Annotated in this window: 23 protein-coding genes and 1 tRNA gene; 1 reads left to right on the forward strand and 23 read right to left on the reverse strand. The window is 26.0% G+C overall.

Features of this window, described 5'->3' with window-relative positions:
- Positions 1 to 49: 49 nt before the first annotated feature.
- The 21 genes from ABFX13_RS02890 to ABFX13_RS02990 all read right to left on the reverse strand — a co-directional run bounded on the left by ABFX13_RS02890 (position 50) and on the right by ABFX13_RS02990 (position 21,180).
- The gene (locus tag ABFX13_RS02890) at positions 50 to 325 is read right to left on the reverse strand and encodes a hypothetical protein (protein ID WP_346042165.1); all 276 of its coding nucleotides are present in this window, start codon (positions 323 to 325) and stop codon (positions 50 to 52) included.
- 126 nt (positions 326 to 451) lie between these two features.
- Complete coding sequence (locus ABFX13_RS02895) at positions 452 to 640, reverse strand: hypothetical protein (RefSeq protein WP_187005117.1); 189 nt, start codon at positions 638 to 640, stop codon at positions 452 to 454.
- 64 nt (positions 641 to 704) lie between these two features.
- On the reverse strand, positions 705 to 1,373 hold the full coding sequence (locus ABFX13_RS02900; protein WP_346042168.1) for a hypothetical protein: 669 nt from the start codon (positions 1,371 to 1,373) through the stop codon (positions 705 to 707).
- 87 nt (positions 1,374 to 1,460) lie between these two features.
- A complete protein-coding gene (locus ABFX13_RS02905) occupies positions 1,461 to 1,598 on the reverse strand; it encodes an LbetaH domain-containing protein (protein WP_346042170.1) in 138 nt (45 codons plus the stop codon).
- Positions 1,599 to 1,659: 61 nt separating this feature from the next.
- On the reverse strand, positions 1,660 to 1,785 hold the full coding sequence (locus ABFX13_RS02910; protein WP_346042172.1) for a hypothetical protein: 126 nt from the start codon (positions 1,783 to 1,785) through the stop codon (positions 1,660 to 1,662).
- A 14-nt stretch (positions 1,786 to 1,799) separates the two neighbouring features.
- Entirely contained in the window at positions 1,800 to 3,461 is a 1,662-nt protein-coding gene (locus ABFX13_RS02915; protein ID WP_346042174.1) for a glycoside hydrolase family 13 protein, read from the reverse strand.
- Positions 3,462 to 3,488: 27 nt separating this feature from the next.
- Positions 3,489 to 4,280 (reverse strand): endonuclease/exonuclease/phosphatase family protein, encoded by a 792-nt coding sequence (locus tag ABFX13_RS02920; RefSeq protein WP_057578174.1) that lies wholly within the window; start codon positions 4,278 to 4,280, stop codon positions 3,489 to 3,491.
- Between the two features lie 4 nt (positions 4,281 to 4,284).
- The gene (locus ABFX13_RS02925; protein ID WP_346042178.1) at positions 4,285 to 5,937 is read right to left on the reverse strand and encodes a PTS transporter subunit IIBC; all 1,653 of its coding nucleotides are present in this window, start codon (positions 5,935 to 5,937) and stop codon (positions 4,285 to 4,287) included.
- Positions 5,938 to 6,141: 204 nt separating this feature from the next.
- Positions 6,142 to 7,143, reverse strand: coding sequence for a LacI family DNA-binding transcriptional regulator (locus tag ABFX13_RS02930; protein ID WP_346042180.1), 1,002 nt, complete (start codon positions 7,141 to 7,143; stop codon positions 6,142 to 6,144).
- 134 nt (positions 7,144 to 7,277) lie between these two features.
- Positions 7,278 to 7,565 carry a hypothetical protein gene (locus ABFX13_RS02935; protein WP_346042182.1) on the reverse strand — a complete coding sequence of 96 codons (288 nt, stop codon included), beginning with the start codon at positions 7,563 to 7,565 and terminating at the stop codon, positions 7,278 to 7,280.
- Positions 7,566 to 7,701: 136 nt separating this feature from the next.
- Positions 7,702 to 7,929 carry a hypothetical protein gene (locus ABFX13_RS02940; protein ID WP_346042185.1) on the reverse strand — a complete coding sequence of 76 codons (228 nt, stop codon included), beginning with the start codon at positions 7,927 to 7,929 and terminating at the stop codon, positions 7,702 to 7,704.
- A gap of 124 nt (positions 7,930 to 8,053) precedes the next feature.
- The gene (locus ABFX13_RS02945) at positions 8,054 to 10,186 is read right to left on the reverse strand and encodes a DEAD/DEAH box helicase (protein WP_428833847.1); all 2,133 of its coding nucleotides are present in this window, start codon (positions 10,184 to 10,186) and stop codon (positions 8,054 to 8,056) included.
- A gap of 180 nt (positions 10,187 to 10,366) precedes the next feature.
- Positions 10,367 to 10,455: transfer RNA gene (locus tag ABFX13_RS02950), tRNA-Ser, on the reverse strand.
- A gap of 120 nt (positions 10,456 to 10,575) precedes the next feature.
- Positions 10,576 to 13,761, reverse strand: coding sequence for a ligand-binding sensor domain-containing protein (locus tag ABFX13_RS02955; RefSeq protein ID WP_346042191.1), 3,186 nt, complete (start codon positions 13,759 to 13,761; stop codon positions 10,576 to 10,578).
- 157 nt (positions 13,762 to 13,918) lie between these two features.
- Entirely contained in the window at positions 13,919 to 15,085 is a 1,167-nt protein-coding gene (locus ABFX13_RS02960; RefSeq protein WP_346042193.1) for a sensor histidine kinase, read from the reverse strand.
- On the reverse strand, positions 15,070 to 15,966 hold the full coding sequence (locus ABFX13_RS02965) for a hypothetical protein (protein WP_346042196.1): 897 nt from the start codon (positions 15,964 to 15,966) through the stop codon (positions 15,070 to 15,072). The genes ABFX13_RS02960 and ABFX13_RS02965 overlap by 16 nt, the downstream gene beginning before the upstream one ends.
- Before the next feature lie 108 nt (positions 15,967 to 16,074).
- Entirely contained in the window at positions 16,075 to 16,320 is a 246-nt protein-coding gene (locus ABFX13_RS02970; RefSeq protein WP_346042199.1) for a TIGR03905 family TSCPD domain-containing protein, read from the reverse strand.
- A 78-nt stretch (positions 16,321 to 16,398) separates the two neighbouring features.
- Entirely contained in the window at positions 16,399 to 16,599 is a 201-nt protein-coding gene (locus tag ABFX13_RS02975) for a hypothetical protein (RefSeq protein WP_346042201.1), read from the reverse strand.
- Positions 16,600 to 16,746: 147 nt separating this feature from the next.
- Positions 16,747 to 17,637 carry a TSUP family transporter gene (locus tag ABFX13_RS02980; protein ID WP_346042203.1) on the reverse strand — a complete coding sequence of 297 codons (891 nt, stop codon included), beginning with the start codon at positions 17,635 to 17,637 and terminating at the stop codon, positions 16,747 to 16,749.
- 145 nt (positions 17,638 to 17,782) lie between these two features.
- Positions 17,783 to 19,465, reverse strand: a complete 1,683-nt coding sequence (gene cspC, locus ABFX13_RS02985; protein ID WP_346042208.1) for a bile acid germinant receptor pseudoprotease CspC — start codon at positions 19,463 to 19,465, stop codon at positions 17,783 to 17,785.
- Positions 19,466 to 19,476: 11 nt separating this feature from the next.
- Positions 19,477 to 21,180: a S8 family serine peptidase gene (locus ABFX13_RS02990; RefSeq protein ID WP_346042210.1), complete on the reverse strand. Its 1,704-nt coding sequence runs from the start codon at positions 21,178 to 21,180 to the stop codon at positions 19,477 to 19,479.
- 146 nt (positions 21,181 to 21,326) lie between these two features.
- On the opposite strand from ABFX13_RS02990, the gene ABFX13_RS02995 reads away from it, so the two are divergent.
- Positions 21,327 to 21,812: a staygreen family protein gene (locus ABFX13_RS02995; RefSeq protein ID WP_346042212.1), complete on the forward strand. Its 486-nt coding sequence runs from the start codon at positions 21,327 to 21,329 to the stop codon at positions 21,810 to 21,812.
- An 18-nt stretch (positions 21,813 to 21,830) separates the two neighbouring features.
- On the opposite strand, the gene hydF is transcribed toward ABFX13_RS02995, so the two are convergent.
- Together hydF and hydG are read right to left on the reverse strand one after the other, a co-directional pair.
- On the reverse strand, positions 21,831 to 23,018 hold the full coding sequence (hydF, locus tag ABFX13_RS03000) for a [FeFe] hydrogenase H-cluster maturation GTPase HydF (protein ID WP_346042216.1): 1,188 nt from the start codon (positions 23,016 to 23,018) through the stop codon (positions 21,831 to 21,833).
- A 9-nt stretch (positions 23,019 to 23,027) separates the two neighbouring features.
- The gene (gene hydG / locus ABFX13_RS03005) at positions 23,028 to 24,404 is read right to left on the reverse strand and encodes a [FeFe] hydrogenase H-cluster radical SAM maturase HydG (protein ID WP_346042219.1); all 1,377 of its coding nucleotides are present in this window, start codon (positions 24,402 to 24,404) and stop codon (positions 23,028 to 23,030) included.
- Between the last annotated feature and the right edge of the window lie 9 nt (positions 24,405 to 24,413).

The following is a 24,413-nucleotide window of genomic DNA, read 5'->3' on the forward strand; positions in this document are numbered from 1 at the left end:
AATAAGCTATATAGTGAATCATTATATAGCTTATTTTTTATTTATATATTTATTTTACTTCTATTATATATACTTGAGTCTGAGGTGGTATACTCATAGTCATTACATTAGAATGGTAAGCTATAACTTTATCTCCAATGTTTAAATCTTTAATAGTCAATTTATTATATTCACAATCAAGTATTAAAGTTTGATCACTATAAATTAATCTAGTAAAGGTATATATATCAGATGGATTTGTTGCTATAGTTATAAATTTATATGGCTGACTCTTAATATCTTGTATATCTACTATATTTCCTATTTTATAAGATACATATTTCATATCAATCCCTCCTTTTATTTACTCATTCTTTTATATAATATGTTTTTTATATTTATTGGTTAATAAAAGTGTTAATATATAAATAAAAATAGGTGTAATGATTAAATCATTACACCTATTTTAAAATTAATAAGTCCCTTTTTTACCTATCTTATCATATAGCTTTTCATCTCTAGTTTTAGTTGAACCAGAATTCCTAGCTCCTATTTTTTTACCATCTACTATTCCTATTTCAGAACCATGTTCAAATAATATCTTTCTTTTTTCTGCATTAGTTTTTTTTCTATCTTTATGTCTATTTTTATTATTATCCATAATAAATCCTCCTAGATGATAAATATATTTCATATTTAATTTATCCAAAAACTCAATTGGTATTCTAGTTATAAATTAATTCTTTATTTTCAATATATCTAGATATTTTCATATTATTTTTTTCATCTACTTCAAAGCCATATTTTCTATATATTTTATTTAGATTTTCTTGACTTATTATGGTTTTATAAGGTATAGCTACACCTTCTATTTTTTTTATATAATTAAACTTATAATCCTCAAAATAATGATTGTATAAATCTAATTTAATATTTATTTTATTGACTACATAATCTAAATTCATTAATAAAATTTTACCATATCCATTATTGGGTTTACCTGATGAAAATTCCTTTATGTATAAAACACCTTCATCATTTATATTGTAGTAAGCACAGTCCATATATGTATCTTTTGTATTACCAGTTATTATTCGTATATCTACTTTCATAAATATTTCTAATTCACTTTTAATTAACTTCGTTACCAAGCATATCAATCTATTGCATATATCTTTTCTAGTTTCAAATATTATATATTCATCTGCATTTATATATTTTTTAACTCTTTTAGTTAATTTTACATAATAATTATATGTATTAATAATTTGCAAATTTTTACTATTAATATCTTTTGTGGATATAGTTTTAAATTTACTTTTTTTTATAGATTTTATATCTTTTTGTTGTAAATTTTTTTTCATTTCATCTATTTTAGATAATAAACTTTCCATAGACCCTCCACATATAAAAATTTCTTTATTAGTTTTTATATGTGAAAAGTTATACTTTATTACTAATTTTATTATAACTACATTATCTCATATAGTTACATAAGTTCCATACTCAACACCTGAATTTCTGAGTTTTGCATCTATTGGATGATATGCCGTATAAATTTGAACGTTTGGTGCTAGCATTACATTTTTCCCTATTTTAATTTTACAAACATCTAACATTATACAATTAAAATTAGCGTAAAAATTATCTCCTATATAAATGTTAGATCCATAGTCACATTTAAAACTTGGTTCTATATAAATATTTTCTCCAGTAGATCCAAATAACTTTTTTTAGTAAAACTACTCTTTCTTCATCTGATGCTATATAAGCTTTCCCACTTAACATTTTCTCTTTTTCCGTCATATAATCCCCTTTTATTAAATCTTGTACATTCTACATTCCCAAGGTCTTAATTCAAAGTTGTTTGTTATTTCATGATTTTTCACTTCTAAATTAGATATTACTAAATTCTCATACTTTAATTTAATATCTTTATAATTATACATAACTTTTTCATTAGACATATTTGCAATTATCACAAACTTATCATTTCCTAAAACTCTTTCATATGCATATATATTTTTATCATCTTCTAAGATTAACTTATATTCTCCATAAATCAACACTTCATTTGACTTTCTTATTTTTATCATAGTTTTATAAAAATTAAGAATTGAATTTTCATCATTTATTTGATTTTTGACATTTATAGTTTTATAATTTGGATTTACATTTATCCATGGATTGTTTTTGCTAAATCCACCAAAATCACTATCATCCCATTGCATAGGAGTCCTTGAATTATCCCTTGATAATCTCCAAGCTCTTTTTATAAGATTTTCATGATCTTCGCCAGCTTCTAACCCTAAATAATAATTATTTTTAGTTTTTACATCATCATAGTCTTCTATATTTTCAAATTCAACATTAGTCATACCAATTTCTTGTCCTTGATATATAAAAGGAGTACCTTCTTGCATAAAGTACATAAGTCCTAAGCATGTTGAACTTTCATACCAATATTTTTCATCATTTCCTAACATAGATACAATTCTAGGTATATCATGATTTTCTATAAATAAAGCATTCCAACCTATATTATGTAAATTATTTTGCCACTTAGATAATACTTTCTTAAACTTAACTAAATCTAAAGATTTATCCATATTGTTATTCCATAAATCTAAATGTTCAAATTGAAACACCATATTAAATTTACCTTCCTCTTCAGATACCCACATGTGAGCATCCTCTGGAGTTACTCCATTAGCTTCTCCAACCGTCATTACATCATATTTACCATAAGTATTATCTTTTATATCTTTTAAATATTCATGTATACCCTCTACATTCATATGCTTATCAAAAGAAGAAACATACTTTAGATTATTAGGATTTGGCATATCTAAAAGACCTTCCTCTTTATTTATATGGCTTATGGCATCAACTCTAAATCCATCTATTCCCTTATCTAACCACCAGTTCATCATCTCATAAATAGCATTTCTCATATCTTTATTCTTCCAGTTTAAATCTGGTTGTTTTTTAGTAAATAAATGTAGGTAGTATTGATTAGTTTTTTCATCTTTTACCCAAGCTGATCCTCCAAATATACTTTCCCAGTTATTTGGTTCTTTATCCTCTTTACCATCTCTCCATATGTACCAATCTCTTTTTGGATTATCTTTTGAAGATCTTGATTCTATAAACCAAGGATGTTCATCACTAGTATGATTTATTACTAAATCAATTATTAATCTCATACCCCTTTTATGAACCTCTTCTAATAAGTCATCAAAATCTTTCATATTCCCGAACTCTTTCATTATATCTTGATAATCACTTATATCGTATCCATTATCATCATTTGGAGATTTATAAAAAGGAGACACCCATATAATATCTATTCCTAATTCTTTTATATAGTCTAATTTTTCTATTATTCCTCTTAAATCTCCAACTCCATCATTATTTGAATCGTAAAAACTTCTTGGATATACTTGATAAGCTACAGCTTCTTTCCACCAAATTTTTTTCATATACGTCACCCTCCATAACTTGTGTTTTTATTTTACGTTTATACAAACTTCTACTCCGTAGTGATCTGATACTACTTTTTTATTTATTCCATTAAATATTACATTAGAACTTTCAACATCAATTTCTTTATTAGATAAAATTAAGTCTAATCTTAAATCTAGCTTATTTTCATCCCAGCCTGCAATTTTACCTTTAACTGTAATTCCTTCATCTTTAACTTTAGAAAGTTTATATGTATCAAAAAATTTATTACATAGATAGTCATAACCTTCACCTTTTATATTTGCGTTATTATTAAAATCTCCCATTAAAAAAACTAGTTTTTCATTATCAGTTTCATTAATAAGTCTTTTTACTTGTTCTTTAAATGGTTCTTCATTATCATTCCACCATCCTAAGTGACAAGATAAAAATCTAATTTCTTTTGATTTATAAATAACATCTATTCCAACTATTTTTCTTGTTTTCCAAAAATCAAGTTTTATTGAATTTGTAATATAAAAGCTTTCTTTATTAACTATAGGAAGCTTTGTCATAAGACAAAGCCCCTCTTCATAAATATCATATCCTATATGTGCTACATCCCAATAAAATTCATATTGATTATTACCCAAACTTTTTAATTCATTTTGTAATAGCAATGCAAAATTATCACTTTTAACATTTTCGTACACTTTATCTTTTTCTATTAATTGACTTACCTCTTGCAGAGCTATTACATCATAATCTTTTTCATTAATAGTTTTTGCTATATATTTTATTTTTTCAATTTGATTTTCTTCTTGCCATGAATGACAATTTAATGTTAAAAGTTTCAATTTACTACGCCCCCAACATGTCTAGTATATTTGATTTTAAAACATCTGCTTTAGGTCCATATATAGCTTGAACTCCCTTATCTTTAACTATTAATCCTAATGCTCCTAATGCTTTCCATTCTTTTTCATTTCCAACTAAGCTAACATCTTTTACTGTTACTCTTAAACGTGTCATACACGCATCTACATCTTCTATGTTATCTGCTCCTCCAAGTAAATTAATTATTTTACTTGATAAAACATCTTGTGCCATATTTGTATCAGCTTTTTTATTATCCTCTTCATTACCTTCTTCTATATAATTACCTCTACGTCCTGGTGTTGCAATATTAAACTTCTTAATTAAGAAATTGAATATTCCAAAGTTTAAGAAGAAAAATACTGCACATGATATGAAGAAATTGATTAAATCCATAGTAAGTCCTGCTTTTATCATCATTGGAGTACGAGTTAAAAATTCTATAAATCCAAAGGCATGAACTCTTAAATTGATTATATCTGCAAGTGCAAATCCAAGTCCAGTAAGTACTGCATATACTAAGTATAAAACTGGTGATATAAACATAAACATAAATTCAATTGGTTCTGTTACTCCTGTTAGAAAACAAGCTAACATGGCAGAGATAAATATAGGTTTATATTTTTTTGCTTTATCTTTATCTACATTTTTATACATTGCAAGTGATATACCTGCAAGTGATGCAGTTGATAATATTACTTGACCTGCTTTAAAACGAGCTGGGGTTATACTTGTCAATAAATGGTTGTATGCTGAAGTATCTCCAGAAGCTTTTAAGTTTATTAAATCTGTTATCCATGCAAGCCATAATGGATCTTGACCTGCAACAGTAGTCCCAGCGGCTGCTCCTGTTGCTATTTGATATATTCCTCCTAATTCCGTATAATTCATAGGAACTGTTATCATGTGGTGAAGTCCAAATGGTAGTAATAGTCTTTCAAGAGTTCCATATACAAAAGGTGCTAATACTGGAGCCGTATCTTTAGAAGATGCAATCCACATACCAAATGCATTTAGTGCACCTTGTGCAAATGGCCAAACTATAGCTAAAACAATAGCCCCCACTACTGACCCTAAAATTACAACAAATGGTACAAAACGTTTTCCATTGAAAAATGCTAAAGCTTTAGGTAGTTTATCAAAGTTATAGAATTTATTGTAAAGAACTGCACCCATAAACCCTGAAATTATACCTACAAATACTCCCATATTAAGAGCTGGTGCCCCTAATATAGATGTAAAATAATCTTTTACTAAAAGCGTATATCCTGTTAATGATGTTACTGTTGCATTTGGATCTAATAGCATATCTGATGTAACGCCAAGTATAACTCCTGTTATACGATTTATTAATATAAAAGCAATTACTGCTGCAAATGCTCCCCCAGCACGCTCTTTTGCCCAAGATCCTCCTATTGCTACTGCAAATAATATATGTAAGTTACCAATAATTCCCCAACCTATGTCTTCTACAACTTTAGCAGTTGTCATTATAAAATGGGCATCTGATGACATACCTATAAGTTTACCTATAGAGACCATAAGCCCTGCAGCTGGCATTACTGCTATAACTACTAAAAGTGCTTTCCCTAACTTTTGCCAGAAATCAAAAGATATTAGTTTAGTTTTACTACTCATTATAAATCCCCTTTCTTTAATGCAACCGATTGCATTATTTTTTAAAAAAATATATTATTTCACTTCGTTAAATTGATTTTTATGGATTTATTATAGCACTCCTTGAAAATGTTTTCAAGAATTTCATAACATTTATTTTTTATATTCCCAGACCTCAAGCAATCGATTGCATATAATAAGCCACATATGAACATATGCGGTTTATTATATAAATGATTCTCTTTCGATAAATTCAGTTTTTACAATATAATGATTGTTTATAGAACTATTATTCTCTAACTTATCAATTAAAAGTTTTGTTGCATAATATCCTAATTCATCTGCATTAATATTTACCGATGCTAGTGGTGGATTTTGATATTTATCTAATTTCGTATCATTAAACCCAACTAAAGATATATTTTTTATATTTTTTTCATTTAATAATTTTCTAACTCCAAATGCTAACAAATCATCAGTTGTTATGATTGCACTTAAATCGTTATTTACAAACAATTTTTCCATACAAATATAGCCTTCTTCCTCAGTAAAATCAGTTCCATGTATTATAAGGTTTTCATTTAAATTTATTCCGTTTATTTCTAAAGCCATATTATAGCCTTTTAATCTATCTTTAGACATATTTAAATTTTCAATAGCTCCAATAAACCCAATACTTATATGTCCTTTTTGGATAAGTTTATTTACAACATTATAAGTAGCTTGAAAATTATCATTATCTACCCATAATACATCAGTAGAATCTTCTGGTCTTCCAATTACTGAAAAAGGAAATTTAATTTTTTTTAAGTAATTTATACTTTTGTCATTTTCCTCTGATCTTAATAGTATTATTCCGTCAATCAGTTTTGCATCAATAATATCTATTATGCTATCTAACTCTTTTTTATTTTCTTTTGTAAATACGTAAGTTATATAATATCCCTTACTTTGTGCATAAATACTTATTCCCTTCATTGCATTTAGAAAAAATGAATTATCAAGAAATTCTTGTGCTTCATTTGGCAAAATAACACCTAATATTCTAGTTTTGTTATTTGCTAAACTTCTAGCTATAGCACTTGGTTTATAATTTAATTTTTTTATTGCCTTATGTACTTTTTCTTTTGTTTCATCGCTTATTTTTGAATTATTTGATAGAACTCTAGATACAGTAGACGTCGCTACCCCAGCTTCTTTTGCCACATCTTTTATTGTAACTTTCATAATGTTAAATTTCCTTTATATTTTTATTTACCCTTTTTAATTTTCTTTTATTATATCATATTAAATTTATATTTATATAATGAAATTATATAAATATAGCCTTAAACTATATAGTTTAAGGCTAGTTACTAAACTTAGTGAATCATTTCAGCTTCTATACTTATTTCTTTCAATCTTTTGCATACCTTATGTAGTTTAATATTACTATAAAGCTTTGAAACTTTTATTAATGCCGTATAACAATCATATACATCGTATTGTATGTATTTCCCTAAATTGTCTTTTATAATGATTATTTCATTTTCTTCATCTACAAATCTATCTTTGATATCAACTTCATAATCAAAATACTCTTTTAGTATTTCATCTCCCTCTAATAATAATTTATATGCTTCTTTTAATAACTCTAGATTATTCCCCAATGTCATAAATCTCCTTTCAATATGTATATTATGTAGATATTATAAACTATAATACTTGTCGCTTTTTGTCATTTTTTGCTCATCCCAACATTTACATATTAAATAATAAAGGGAGTTTATTACTCCCTTTTAATAATTATTTACCCTTAATATTTTCTTTAACTTTTTTACCTACATTAACCCCTGTGCTTATAGTTTCTTTAGCAATATTTCCTACACCATTTAATACATCTTTCCCTACATTTAATCCAGTGTTTATAGTTTCTTTACTGATATTGCCTGCTCCATTTAGTACTTCTTTTCCTACATCTTTTACAGGTTTAGTAACTTTCTTTATATTCTCTTCAACTTTTTTCTTTCCCATTATATACATCTCCTGTACTAGTATATAAGTAGAATATTCTACTTATATACTAGTATGTAATATTTTGAAGTTTTGTTACACATTTAAAATCTATAAAGCTTTTTATTTTAAAACAAAATAATTTTTATTTAAATAAACTTATTAACTCTTCTTTACTTAACTTACTTAATGCTTTAGAATTAGAAAGTCTATTATCAATTATCTCTTCTATTAATGCTTTTTTACTTTCTTGCAAATTTATAATTTTTTCTTCTATAGTATCTTTTGATATTAATTTTATAACTTCAACTACATTTTTTTGGCCTAATCTGTGAGCTCTATCACTTGCTTGATTTTCAACAGATATATTCCACCATGGATCAAAATTTATCACTGTATCTGCACTAGTTAAATTAAGACCTGTTCCCCCTGCTTTTAATGATATTAAAAATATTTTAACTTCATTATTTTTATTAAATTCATTTACTAATTTTACTCTATCTTCAGATTTTGTTTTGCCATCTAAATACATATATTTTATATCATTTTTTTCTATTTCATTTGCCATAAATTTTAAAACACTAGTAAATTGTGAAAACAAAAGTATCTTTCTATTATTTTCTATATAATCTTTTAATATATCTATACAAATATCAACTTTAGAACTTTTTCCATTGTAATCTTTTAGTAAAATTTTAGGATGAAGGCATAATTGTCTTAGTTTTGTTAAATAAGAGAATATAGTTATATTATCATTTTCATCTTTATTATTTTTAATTTTTTCTAATACGCTTTTGTTATAAATATCATATATTTTCTTTTGTTCTTTATTTAACTCTACAATAAATTTTCTTTCTATTTTATCAGGTAATTCTTTAATAACCTCTTTTTTCGTTCTTCTTAATATAAATGGCTCAATTAAATTTTTTAATTTATTTGTATTCTCATAGTTAATAAATTTATTTTTAAATTCTGTCTTATCATATAAGTATCCTGGCATAATAAAGTCAAATATAGACCATAAGTCTAATAAATTATTTTCTATTGGTGTACCCGTTAGTGCAAACCTTACCTTAGAATTTATACACTTAATAGTTTTAGTTATTATTGCATCTGGATTTTTTATATTTTGAGCCTCATCTATTATACAATAATCAAATATTTTATCTTTATATTTTTCTAAATCATTTCTTATTGTTGAATATGTAGTTAATATAACATCATATTTATTTGATTTATCAATTATTTCTTCTCTTTTTTTCTTATCCCCATGAACTATTCCCAATTTTATATTAGGTGCGAATTTATCAAATTCACTTTTCCAGTTATATATAAGGGAAGTTGGAGTTATTATTATACTCTTTGAATTTTTGTTGTTCATAATAAAAGCTATCGTTTGGAGAGTTTTTCCAAGTCCCATCTCATCAGCTAATATTCCCCCGAATTTATAATAACTTATATTATTAAACCAATTAACACCTTCTTTTTGATAATATCTTAATATGTCTTTTAATTCATTAGGTATATTAAATTCATATTTGTTATCATTATCAAATTTACTTGTTATTCTTTCTATATATTCTTTTCCAGTTATAAAATTTATATTATTTTCCTTTATATAATTATCTATGTATATAGCTTTGTTACTTTCAATCTTAATGTTATCAATTTCATCTGATGTTTTAATTATATCTATTAATTCTAGAAGGTCTTTAATGTCTTTATTATGCAAATCTAAATATGTTGATTCTTTTATCTTATATAGTCGTTTATTTTCCTTGTATGCATTGTATATATCAATGCATCTAGATTTATTAAAATCACCTATTTTAAAAGAAAAGTTTAAATTATTATTTTTATCATTAGATATACTTGCACTAATTTTCACATTTACATAATTTATTTCATTATTACTAAATTTAGATGTTTGTGTATTTTTTTGTAGTTTTTTCCTTGTTAAATCATCTATACACTTAAAAATCGTAGCTACCATATGTTTACATATAAATGTAGTATTTTCACTACTCTTGCTTAACCAATCATTACAATCACAACTTGTATTTACAAGTCTATGTGTTTTATCATTTATTACAACTAATGTAGTATTTAATTCATTATAATATTCATTAGCTACTGTAGCATAAAAATTTATATTACTATTTTCTTTTTTTATATAACTGTTACTTACTAAATTATTTTTATACAACATAAATCCAGCATTATGCCTATTTTTTTCTGTATTGTTTTCAATAATTGTTTTTAAAGTACTTATTTTCAAACTTATCACCTCCCTTTATATTATAAAGCATATAAGACCTGTATATATACAGGTCTTATATGCTTTATCTAACTTCTTTATTTTTTACATGTTCTTTTATTTTATTTAAATTTAAGTATAAATTCTTAAATGATTTGTTACAAATGAAAAAAGCACCTAAATAATAGGTACTTTACTAACTGGCGCAGAGGGTGGGATTCGAACCCACGGCCCCTTTCGGAGTCACTGGTTTTCAAGACCAGCTCCTTAAACCACTCGGACACCTCTCCGTATTTCATTAACTTATGTATATAATATATCATATATTAGTGTTTTTTGTAAATACTTTTTTATAATTTTATTATTAATTTATTTAAAAAGCGAATACTTTAATTAGTATCCGCTTTTAATTATATTTGCTCTACATTAGATTCTACATATTTATTTTCATCTTCTATATTAGGATTTACAGGAAGTATTATTACAAAATTACTACCTTCTCCAACTTTACTTTCTACATAGATTTCACCTTTATGAAGTTTAATTATATGATTAGTTATAGTAAGGCCTAATCCACTACCACCTTTAACTTCATTGTTTAAATCCACGACTTGACTAAATCTATCAAATATAACTTTATGATATTTTTCATCTATTCCTATACCAGTATCTAAAACACTAATCATAACTCTATCTTCTAAATCTTTAATTGTTATAGTTATATTTCCGCCCTCTGGTGTAAATTTAGCGGCATTTCCAACTAAATTAACAATACATCTTTCTATTTCATGACTATCACACATTATTGTTTTTTCTTCTATTTCTGGATCTATTATTAAATGTATACCTTTAGTCTTTACATAATCTATTAAAGTTAAAGCCGTTTCTTCAACTAAGTATACTATATCAGTTTCTTTTAAAGAAATAACGTACATATCATTTTGTAACTTAGTACTATCTACTATATTATTTATAAGATTTAATAACCTCTTGCAATTTCGTTGTGATACATCTATATAATGACTTAGGTTGTGTTTTTTTATATTTCCATCTTTTCTTATCAATTCATTTATCAATTGATTAGTACTACTTATTACATTTAATGGCGTTCTTAATTCATGAGATAAATTTACAAAATAACTATTTTTATTTCTTTCTAACTTTATATTTTTATTTAATAAAATTGTATTTCTTTCCATTTCTTCTCTTAACCTTAATGTTTTCTTTTGTACCAATCTATCTAATCTTTTAACTTTATTTTTATGATTTATTATAAATATAATTATTGCTAATATATATAATACAAATGCATATCCACTTAACCAAAATGGAGGTTTTATAGTAAATTTAACTTGTTTTTCATCACTTATATTTCCACTTGAATCTATAGCTTTAACTTTAAATGTATATTTTCCTGGAGGTAAATCATTATATGTAACATGATTATCCTTAGTTTTTACAACATTTTTACTTGTTCCTTCTAAACTATATTCATATGTTGTATTTTGAAAACTTGAATAATTTGATGTAAAGAATTTTATAGTTATAGTATCAGTATTTTCATTAAATTTCATCTTATCTATATTACTGTATTCTTTATTATTTACAATAAATCTATCAAATATCAAGTTAGGCTTTTCTCCTGATTTTATTATTTTATCTGGATAAAATGAATTTAGTCCATTTACTCCTCCAAAGAAAAACTCTCCTTTATTGTTTTTAAAAGCAGCATTACCATTAAATTCATTTGATTGAAGCCCATCTATTACACCTAGATTTTGTACTTTATTGTTAATTGTATCTATTTTAGATATTCCTTTATTAGTACTTATCCAAATATTGTCTTTATTATCTACTAATATGCCATATACAGTGTTATTTGCTATTCCATCTTTTGTTGTATATCTTTTAAATTTTTTAGTTTTTTTATCAAATTTATTTAATCCATAACTTGTACCTACCCAAATATTTCCTTTGCCATCTTCATTTATATATCTTACATGGTTATTACTTATACTATTTTTGTCATTTTTATTATATTTATAATTTTTAATAGTTTTATCCTTTGTATTAATAACACTTAATCCTTGTTGTTCTAAAAAGCCTAAGTAATAATTTCCTTCACTATCTTCATATATATGTCTAACATATCTATTTGGAGCTTGTCCATTATTTACAAATTTATTTATATCTATAAATTTATTAGTTTTTGGATTTAGTATATTCACTCCATCTGGAGTGCCTAGCCATACATAGCCTTTACTATCAATTAATACATCTGTTACTTTTTCATCTAATAATCCATCTTCTACATTATAATGTTTTAAAACATTATTAGACTTATCAAACTTTATAAGACCATCATCTGTCGCTATATAAATAATATTACCTTTTCCTGTTATATCATTTATAGAATCATTTATAAATTCTTTATTGGTAGTTGAATTCATAAATTTAGATTTATTGTGTTTTTTATCTATTATATTTACACCTTTTGAATTAGTTCCTACCCACAAATACCCATCATCATCTTCATATATACCATGAACTATATTTTCATTTAGTAAATAATCTTTGTCTAAACCAGCTTTATAGTGCTTAATTTCACTTTCCGTATCAAACATACTTATCCCTGAATATGTTCCTACCCATATAAGGCCTTCACTATCTTCCATTAAACTTTTTACATTATTATTAATTAAACTATTTTTATCATATACTTTATGTTGATAAACGTAAAAGTTATCTTCTCTTTTATTGTATTTTGCAAGTCCATTAGAAGTACCAATCCATATATTTCCTTTACTATCTTTAGTTATCGCCCCTATAGCAGAACTAGGTAAAGACTTTGAATCTGACGTATTATGTTTATACCTAGTTATATTATTATTTTTCATATTTATCTTAGATAAACCTGAGTTTGCACTTCCAACCCATACATATCCATTCTCATCATCGCAATATATGTTATATACATCGCCTTCGCCTACAGAATTTTTTTTGTTGTCTGCAGGATAACTTTTAAGTATCTTGAAATCTTTAGATACTTTAACAACACCTTTTTTAGTTCCTATCCATATATTACCTAAATTATCTTCATCTATTGAGTACATAAACTTACATATTAAATCTTTTTCTTTGCCTAATACTTGTTTAAATCTATTTTCTTTTTCATCATAGACATTTAATCCATTAGATGTAGCAACTATTATTTTATTATCTTTACTAAGTATTACTTCTGTAGCATTATCACTAGATATTAAATTGTTTTCTTCTGTATAATTAGTAATTTCATCAGTGTCAGGATTTAATTTATTAACTCCCTTAGATGTAGTTATCCATATATTCCCATGGTTATCTTCAACTATATCTGTTATATGACTATTACTTATACTATTATTTTCTTCTTCATAATTATAAACTTTAAAGTCGTATCCATTAAATTTATTTAATCCATCATTAGTACCTAGCCATATATAACCTTTACTATCTTGAAATATTACATCTATGGTTGATTGACTTATACCTTGTTCTATATTTGCATTGTTAAAATTTATATGCTCAAACCCTGCATATATATTAACCTTTGAATACAAAAAAACAATAATATTAATCACAATAAGCACATTAAATTTGCTAAATAAACTAAATTTACCCATACACTTTCCTTTCAGCCCAATTCCCAATTAATCTAATCTATTGTAATATAATAAGATATTAATTTCAAATTTTTTTAATTTTAACCTTAATATATTAATATAATTCATATATATCTGAAAATTCTAATTCAATTTTTTGAACATCAACTTTATAATCTTTTCTCTCATCTTCTACTGTATCTCCTAATAATTTCTTATTAGGTAATAAAATTTCAAATTCAGTCCCATTCTTACCATCACTTTCTAGATATATTTCTCCTCCATTTAATTCTATTATAGACTTAACTATACTTAGTCCGATTCCACTTCCTTCATTTGCTCTATTTAAAGACTTATCCGCTTGTACAAAGCGTTCAAATACTAAATCTTGCATATGCAGTGGTATACCTATTCCATTATCTTCAACTATTATTTGTACCCATTCTTTATTAATGTGTATATCTACAAATACATTACCATTTGGGTTTGTAAATTTAATAGAATTAGATAATAAATTTAACATTACCCTTTCTATCATCTCAGGGTCACATTTAATTATAAGCTCTTCTATATCTGTATCAAATAATATATTTATATCCTTTTGCTTTGCATAACTTATAACAGACATTGTTATTTCCTCTATTAATCTTACAATATCACAGTTTACTATATTAGGCTTTGTACAACCCACATCTATTTTAGTTATATCTACTATATTGTTTATAAGCCTTAGCATTCTTTGACAATTTAATTTTAGACTTTGTCTATATTTACCATAGGATTTTCTAAAGTCTTCTTCATTATTACATATTTTTAAATCTAGCAATTGTACAATTGAATAAAATATATTTAAAGGAGTTCTTAATTCATGACTTATATTCGCAAAAAATTCATTTTTCACTTTCTCATGATTTTTCATCTTTTCATATTCCATAATATATTTTTCCATTCTATGTTCTTCAGTTACATCCGTAAATGTTACTACCAATTTAACAGATTTGCCTTCTATATCTTGTTCATTAGAATCACCTATAATTTGTGTACTATTATCTAGTACAGTTTGTGCACTACAATCAATTATATTTTTTCCCGAATTTAATTCTATTTTTCCATTCCAGCACCCTTCATTTTTCATGCTTAGCTTTATATTTTCTAAAACTTCTTTGTTTATAGTTGAAATGCTATCTTTTATTTTACTTGTTAATTTATCTTTATCATACTCCTCATCTTTAAAAAAGTATGATTTAATTTTTTTATTAGAATAAATTATATTTCCTTCCAAATCACATATATATATATACAACTTTGCTTGTTTTCTTCTACTAAATTATAAAATATTTTTATTTCCTCTTTTAATTCTCTTTTTTTCTTTACACTTATTATAAGTTCTAAAAATAAACCTACTATAATTGTTATAAATGCCATATATGTTATAGATGTAGATATAAGTTTTATATCTATTATAGGCTTATTAGCTCCTGTAATAGCATATATAGCTTTAATCCAAAGCATTAATATACTAGCACCTATTACTGAATATGTATAATCATTTTCTTTTATTCCTTTTCTCAAAAATATAAAACTTGTTATTGTATATATAATAACTAATAAAAGATTATATCCTATAAAGAAATTAGTATCTTTATTCATAGGAAATATAATGCTTTCACGATCTAAATATCCAAAACATATTGCTCCTACAAAAACTAAACTTATAACTAAAAGTTTATTATCCATTATAAGTTTTCTAATTTTTTTAAATGGAAAAGCTGTTATTAAAATTATAATTATTCTCATTATAGATGTAGATATTGCAATATATCCCTTCATACTCATAATAGTATTTTCTAAAGTTAAATTATCAAATATCCCTAAAACTATATCCACAAAAAATATAATATACATTAATGATATTATAAAAAGTTCTTCTTTCTTGCTACTACTATAGCAAAGCAAACAACTTGTTATTGCTAAAAATGAAAGCAATATATTAAAAAATCTTATAAAATACTCTGGTTTTATACTGTTGTTTAAATCAAATTTAAATAAAAATATTAAAACAAACATATATAATAAGACTAAACATACTGACATACTTATAGTTAGTACAGTTGCTAGTTTATTTTTATCATTAATCTTAAGTTTTTGATTTACTCCTAACATATTTATCTCCCCTATCAATTATTAATACAAACTATATCATTATTAGTTAAATTAGTCTATATTTTCGACAATAAAAGACAGGCTATTACAAGCCTGTCTTTTTATAATTTATATATTTGATATTATTGCCTTTGATAATTGATCAGGACAAGAAGTAGATTTTGTGCCACAAGGTATTCCTTTTAACTTTTTAGCTACTTCATCAGCTTTTTTCCCTATAACTAATGATCTTATTCCTATTAAATTTCCCGCACATCCACCAATAAATTCAACATCTTTTATTATATTATTTTCATCTATTTCTAAATTGATTTGCTTACAACAACACCCTGAAGTTTTATAGCTTATTTTCATATTCATTCTCCTTAATATATAAATATAAGTATTTCAAAATATTATATTTATTTAGTGTTGTCTTTGTTACTATTTGTATTATTTGTCACTTTTACTTTTTTCTAAAAGTTCTTCTACCTCATAATGATTTGGATGTATAAAAGAATATGGTGTTTCATCTGTTAATTCTTCTATAGATCCACCTTCAAACAATTCTTCATATGGTGTATTTTGGGGTATAAATAACTTTTCATATGAATTTGTTTCAACTTTTCTACATTCTTTATCTTGTTTTTTCATGATGTTACCTCTCTTTTTCATTTGTTGCAATTATTTTACTCATATTTTTATTATATATAACTTTTACCCATTATTCTTTTTTATAATAATAAAAAACTATAAAACTTAAAAATTTTTAAGTTTTATAGTTTTATTTTATATTATATATTAACTAACTTGATTAATTTCAATAACACTATCTTTACTTAATCCTGACTTAAACATAGTTACTGCTGTATAACTTACAACAATTACTACTAACCATTTTAACCAATATACTGGCATATTAGTAACAAATAAAAGTGCTAAAATAGATCCTACTACACCACCTATAGTTATTCCCATAGATATTTCTCTTTCATAAGCTTTTTCTTTTACAAACTTAATACTAGCTATTGGCCCAACAAATGCACAGGCTCCCATCATTATAGGAAATGCTGCTTTTGGATTCATTCCTAATAATGCAACCATAGCCATACATGGAGCATATAATCCTATACCAGCTGTCATAAGTGCTCCTAACACAAAGTTTCCAGCTATACCTATTGCTAACTTAATCCCACTAAGTCCCATAGCTTCTCCACCTGATGGCATCAATTCAAATTGTCCTAGTACTATTAATATAGCTGTACCCACTAAAGCAATTCCCATAGTTAATTGAACTTTCTTTTCTGGTAGCTTAGATATTATACCCGCTCCTACCCAAGAACCAACTACAGCTGCTATTATCATACTTATTAAAGTTAATAAATCAACTTCTATTGAATTTAATGACATAAATGCTTGAACAATCATTGGCAATGCATGTGCAACATTTAATGTTCCAGGTAATACTTTATCTGGTATATGTATATTTTTATTTAATTTTAAAATTCCTGTAGTTGTTGCAAAAGATCCTACCCCTATAGCATCTAAAAAATCTGTTATAAATCCTATAAATATACCTGTTTTAAGTATTCCTCCTTTGTTTTTATCTTGGTTTTTTCTAAAGTCATTTACATAAACTGTTGAAAAACCTGCTGTTATTACTGCTAATAATCCTAAAATTGCCTTTACCATTTTGCCTCTCCTTCTTAAAAATTTATCATGACTATCAAAGTATAACATGCTAGGATAACATTTTCCAGAGTTTTTTCATTATTATGTAATATTTTTATAATTATGAAATCAATTTAATATTTTATTAATATTTGTTTTTAAATATCTATAAATTTCTAGATATCTGTCTAAATGTATTTCTTAAATTTAACAGTCCATATCCTTGAGATACATTAGGGAAATCATAAATTTCGCTTTTAGTTGCTCCAAGCATTAAATATGTTCTTAAAGGGTCTGTAAATAACGATAGTTTTGGTACACCACTTTCTTCTTCTAAATATTGCATAATGAGTGCAAGTACTCCACATACAATACAACTACTTACTCCTGTACCTGTAGCAGTGTTGTAATTTCCATTTATATACGTTGATATAATATCCACTCCAGGTGCTATTATATCAGGATTTATTCGATTTCCACGTATACTTCCTTTTGATGATCCTATCCATAAACTGTTTGTTTTATCATTGTATGCTCCTATTGTTATAACCTTTCTAGATAAAGCAAATTCAGTTATAGTTCCCATGGAGGTTGAATCTGTAAATCTAGTGTTAGTAGATATTAAATTTTTATTAGGCAGATATAAGTGGCATTCTCCATTTATTATAAATTCAGGCGTTAGTCTAAGATTCCAAATTCCTGGTTTTATATCTGTTAAATTTATTTCTAGTGCTTGCGCTCCTGTTTCTAGCCATGGAAATCTGTATATTACTCTATATCCAGTTTTTTCTATAAAAAATCTTCCAGTATATATTTGGTCATCTGGAGAATATGCTATAGTCTGGCTTACATCTCCAGATGGAGATATTATTTGTATTGATATTTTATCTGGTCCTGTACCTCTTAATATAATATCTAAATTAGTATTTTCTCCATTTTGAATAACTACATCTAAATAATCTTGAACATTTTTTAAATTATTATAATAATGTATATCTGTATTCCCTTCATTTCCAGCTCCACTTACTAATATAATACCTGATCTATCAAATTCTTCAAATATTTCTAATATAGATGCTTCTACTCTAATACCTGATTTTGTACCTACTGTTAAATTTATTATCATATGTTTATTTTCTTTTTTTGCTATATCAAGAACATATTTAATAGCTGCTAGAAAATCAGATACTGTATAGCTTATTTTCCCTGGATAATACACATCTTCATATCCTCTTAACTTTACAACTACCAAATCTGCATCTTTTGCAATCCCTCTATATTCAGGGTTTATATTTCCTCTTCCTACTAAAATTCCACAAGCCATAGTACCAGTGCCTGTATTGTCTACACTTAATGTAGTATCATTCTCTGTTATCGCATTATTTATATCTTCTCTTGTAAATTCACTTCCAAATATCATGCCTTCTGGAGGTGTTTTGTTACCATTTTCTTGATCCCATAGATAAAGTATTTTGCTTGTATTATTTTCATCTATTAAATCTCGATGTAAGTAATTTACTCCAGAATCTATAACTGCTATTAATATATCCTTTCCAGAAATATTAATATATGGATTTGTTTCTATATAATTAAGTTCAGTTGCATCCGAAATGCTTTCTCCATTTTCTATATTGTTGGTTATATTCATAAGAGAACTCATAGGATCTGACCCACTCCACCACTTAATTTCTATTATACTACTTAGTACAGTTTCATCAAAATCAAGAGGTACATATATAGCTGCTAGTTTATCATTTAAAATAATATATTTTTCTATATTATTTCTATTAAATGCACTTATTATATCTCCTTTATAAATTAAATAAAAAGACTTCTCTGTTTTATACACAACTTTGCCTCCTATTTTAATTGATCAAACATACCCTTAAAATTTAGCAACCCATAACCAGTAATATTGTTTGGATATATTGTATCTCCAGTACTAACTGCTCCACCTTGCATATATGTTCTTACCATTTGCATAAAACCCTTATTTGGATATTTGTTTTGTCCAATAATATATTCAAAAAATAATGCTATAGAGCCTGATGCATGTGCGGCTGCGGCTGAACTTCCAGTTATAGTTGCATAACTATTATTAAAATATGGGCCTATTATATTTACTCCTGGTGCTACAACATCTGGTTTTTGCCTATTTTCCATATTGGGTCCTCTTGATGAAGATGGCCAAAGACTTCTAGTTATAGAATTATATGTTCCTATAGTTATAACATCATCTTGTACAGAAGGATATGTTATTGTATAACTTGGATTAGATTGAGTAAATTTTGTACCTGGATTTAAAAATACACGATTCTCTAAATATACATTATATTGTCCTCCCGTTATGTAAGCACCTTCCAATCTTACTCTCCATATTCCTCTTTTTGCATTTGTAAGATAAATTGTCGTATGTTCTTGACCTGAATAACTTGTTGGATATGAATATCTTATAGAGTATGTTGTTGCCTCTAAATCAAATATTCCATTTACTAATTCGTAGTTTGATAAATCTACTATTTTACTTTCTTCTCCACTTGGAGATATTATATATAAATTTACTCTATCTGGCCTACTAAGCCAAACTTCTATTCTTAGACTTGCTTCTTCTTCTTCAACTTCTATACCTATATCAACTATATCCCCTAATCTTGTTAAAATCCCAGACATGTGTGTTTGAGTATTTCCTTCATTTCCTGCACCAGTTACTACACATATTCCATTTGAAAAGTATGTATCTCTACTATTTACCCTACTTGCATATCCTGCCAAGCCAGTACTTCCCATTGATACATGTACAACAGTTGGTAAATTTAATTCATCTGATTTTTTATATACATATTGAAGTGCTGTAAATAACATTGCACTATTATAATACCCATTTACTTTTCCAAGCTTAACAACTATAAGTTCAGCTCCTGGTGCTACACCTTCATATTCTCTATTTATATTTCCTAATCCTGCACATATTCCACTAATCATAGTCCCCTGTCCTTCTTCATCTATAGATAAAGTATTGTCATTTTCTTGTATGGCTTTATTTATATCTTCTCTTGTATATTCTGTGCCTATAAAAAAACCTTCTGGCGGATTTCCGTCTTTTGATTGATCCCACAAATAAAGTATTTTACTAGTTCCATCTGGGTATATAAAATCTTCATGTAAATAATCTATTCCTGTATCTATTACAGCTATTACTGTCCCTTGACCTGTTAATGGTACATTAGGATTATTTTTAAAAAAATTAACTCCTATTTCTTCTTGACCTGTTATTCCATTTTCAGTTCCTCTTGTTATACTCCCTAAAGATGCAACCCTTACAACATTTTCAATAATTAAAACAGAGTCTAATTGAAGAACTGCTTCTACATTAGTTTTAGTTAAAGCTGTAAATAACATGAGAGTTCTAGTTGTACTTAATCTTATCATTTCATAATCTATAGTTAAATTTTCTACCTCTTGAGCAAAAGCTTCAGTATGTGTTACAAATATAGAATTCGATATGCTTTTATCTGTTTGTATATCTCTATTTAAATTAAAGTTCTCATATTCTATAATACTCACCCCTTATAAAATTTTAAAACTGTAGATATTACTATTATATTATTCAACTATGGATATGTATGTATATGGTTTTAACTATATACATATCACAAATTATTATTTAAAAAATATAATAAACTAGACATTATATTTAGGATGTGATTTTATTGGATAATTTAAGTTTATCAAAAGTTAATGTAAGTATAGAAAAACCTTACACAGCTACTGAGCCAGTAAGATTTAGAAGATATACTATAACTCACTTAGAAGATCCTGCAATAGTAAATTTATCTATTTCACCTTATTTTTATGACCTTGATTTATTTACTACAAGTACGGATTTAGTTTATTCTCAATGGTTTTGGTTTTTTGGAGATATATATCAACTTACATTTTTTATTTTTATAGGCAACTACCCTTATAATGTAGCAAAATATAGATATGAAAAGTATTTAGAACTATTACCACTATCTATTAGTGCAGTAGTTAATGGCGATAGAACATTTTTAAATAATAGAAAAATATTATTTGATACTCCTATATTTGTAAGGTTTATATCTTCTTATCCAGCTTTTAATAAAACTGTACCTTATAAATTTGTTAAAGATTATATTGATGATAATGTGGAAGTAATAATAAAAAAAGGTGTATAAATTATACACCTTTTTTTATTATTTAAATATACAAGTAGCTCTATCTAATATACCTGTATAGTATGCTATAACCATCCCATAATTAGTTATAGGTATATTTTTCTCTTTACATAAATTTATCTTATTTAATATGCTTTTTCTATTTACCATACACGCTCCACAGTGAATAACAAGATCATAAACTTCTATATTTTCCTTAAAATCATAAGAAACACTATATTCAATATTAAGTTCTCCACCTGCTATTTTTCTTAGCATCTTTGGTATTTTCACTCTACCTATATCTTCATGAGATACATTATGTGTACAGCTTTCACATATAAGTATTTTATCTCCTGGTTTTAATGAATCTAACTTTTTAGTTCCTTCTAAAAAATCTCTTATTTCCCCTTTTTGTCTTGCAAATAATATAGAAAAACTTGTTAGTTTCATATCATTTGGAATTATAGATTCTACCTCTTTAAAAGCTTGTGAATCGGTTATAACTAAGTCTATATCTTTTAACTCAGTCAAAGCTTCACTTAACTCTGTATCCCTTACTACATAAGTTTTTATTCCATGATCTAAGCAATCTCTTATAACTTGAACTTGTGGAAGTATAATTCTTCCCTTAGGAGCTTCTGAATCTATGGGAACTACTAATATAACTTTTGATCCATAAGGTAATAAATCTCCAACTATAGGTTTATCTTCTTCCTCTTGTTCTAAATGTTTTATAAGTTTTTCTTTTAAATTATCTATACCTTTATTTTCTTTAACTGATATAAATATAGGACTTTCAAATAATTTTTTTATATTATTAATTTCTTCTTCATTTAATATATCTAGTTTATTAATAACTACTACATGATTAACATTATACTTAATTGCTTCTTTTTTCCAAGCTTTATATGTATTAATATCTATATTATTACCATCAACTAAATATATAGCAAAATCTATTCTTTTTAAATATTCATAACTTTTTTTAACCCTAACTTCTCCAAGTTCACTTTTATCCTCAAGTCCTGCTGTATCTATTAATAATATAGGACCAAAGGGTATTAATTCCATAGCCTTTTGAACTGGATCTGTAGTTGTACCTTCAATACTTGATACTAACGATATTTCTTGACCCAATATAGCATTCATCAATGAAGATTTTCCACTATTTGTATTTCCGTATATTCCAATTTGTTTTCTATTTGCATTTGGAGTAGTGTTCATATATACCTCCTATAAGTAGAAATCTCTTTCTCCTTTTTTCATTTTTTCCATGCTTTCTTTAGTGTATGTTTTTAAATCTTCTCTTTGAATTTTTTCTGTTTCATTTTTTATTACTTCTTGAGCTTTGTTGTATAATTCTTTATCTCCATAATCTAGAGTAAATTCATGTAATGTCATAAGTGCATTTGGCTCACAAACATATTTTATATTACCAGATTTAGCAAGTTGCATAAATCTATCTCCAGTTCTTCCTTTTCTATAGCAAGCTGTACAGTAACTTGGTATATATCCATCATCTAATAACTCTTTTAAAATCTCTATAGGACTTCTTTCATCACTAGTTTTAAATTGCTTACTTTCATTTCCGGCTTCTCTTTCTTTATATCCTCCAACACCAGTTGATGATCCTGCTGATATTTGACTTACTCCATATTTTAATAATTCTTTTCTCATAGCTGGTGTTTCTCTAGTTGATAAGATAAGCCCTGTAAATGGTACAGCAATTCTTAAAATTGCTACTATCTTTTTAAACATTTTATCAGTTAATAAATGTGGATAATTTTCTAAAGTTACACCTGTTGCAGGTTGAAGTCTTGGAACTGATATTGTATGGAATCCTACTCCATATTTTTCTTCTAAATGAGCATTATGCATCATAAGACCTAAAACTTCAAATCTAGGATCAGCTAATCCAAATAAAACTCCTGCTCCAACGTCATCTATTCCTGCTTCCATAGCTCTATCAAAAGCAGTTAAATGATATTCATAATCTCCTTTTAGTGATTTTGGATGCATTTTTTCATAAGTTGGTTTATGATAAGTTTCTTGGAATAGTATATAGGTTCCTATTCCCTTTTCATGTAATTTTTTATAATTTTCAACTGTTGTTGCAGCTATATTTACATTGACTCTTCTTATTTCTCCATTAGCATTTTGAGTTTTATATATAGTATCTAAACATTCTAAAACATAATCTATAGGAGCATTGCTTGGGTCTTCTCCAAGTTCAAGTGCTAATCTCTTATGTCCCATTTGTTCTAGTATTTTAACTTCTTCAGCTACTTCTTCCATTGTTAATCTTCTTCTACAGAAGTTATTATCTCTTCTATATCCACAGTAAACGCAGTTATTTACACAGTAATCACTTACATAAAGTGGTGCAAATACAACTATTCTTTTTCCATATATATCTCTTTTTATTTCACCTGCTAAAGAATATATTTGTTCTAAATCTTTTTCATCTTCTGCTTGTAGTAATATAGCTATATCCTTATATGATAATCCTTCTTTTTTCTTTGCTCTATTTAAAACTTCTTTTATTTCTTCATTTGAAGGATTTTTTGTTTCTTCTAAAATATTATATATTTCTTCATGATTTATAAACATAACTTAATC

It is taken from the genome of Paraclostridium tenue (assembly GCF_039521565.1).
Lineage (GTDB): Bacteria > Bacillota > Clostridia > Peptostreptococcales > Peptostreptococcaceae > Paraclostridium > Paraclostridium tenue.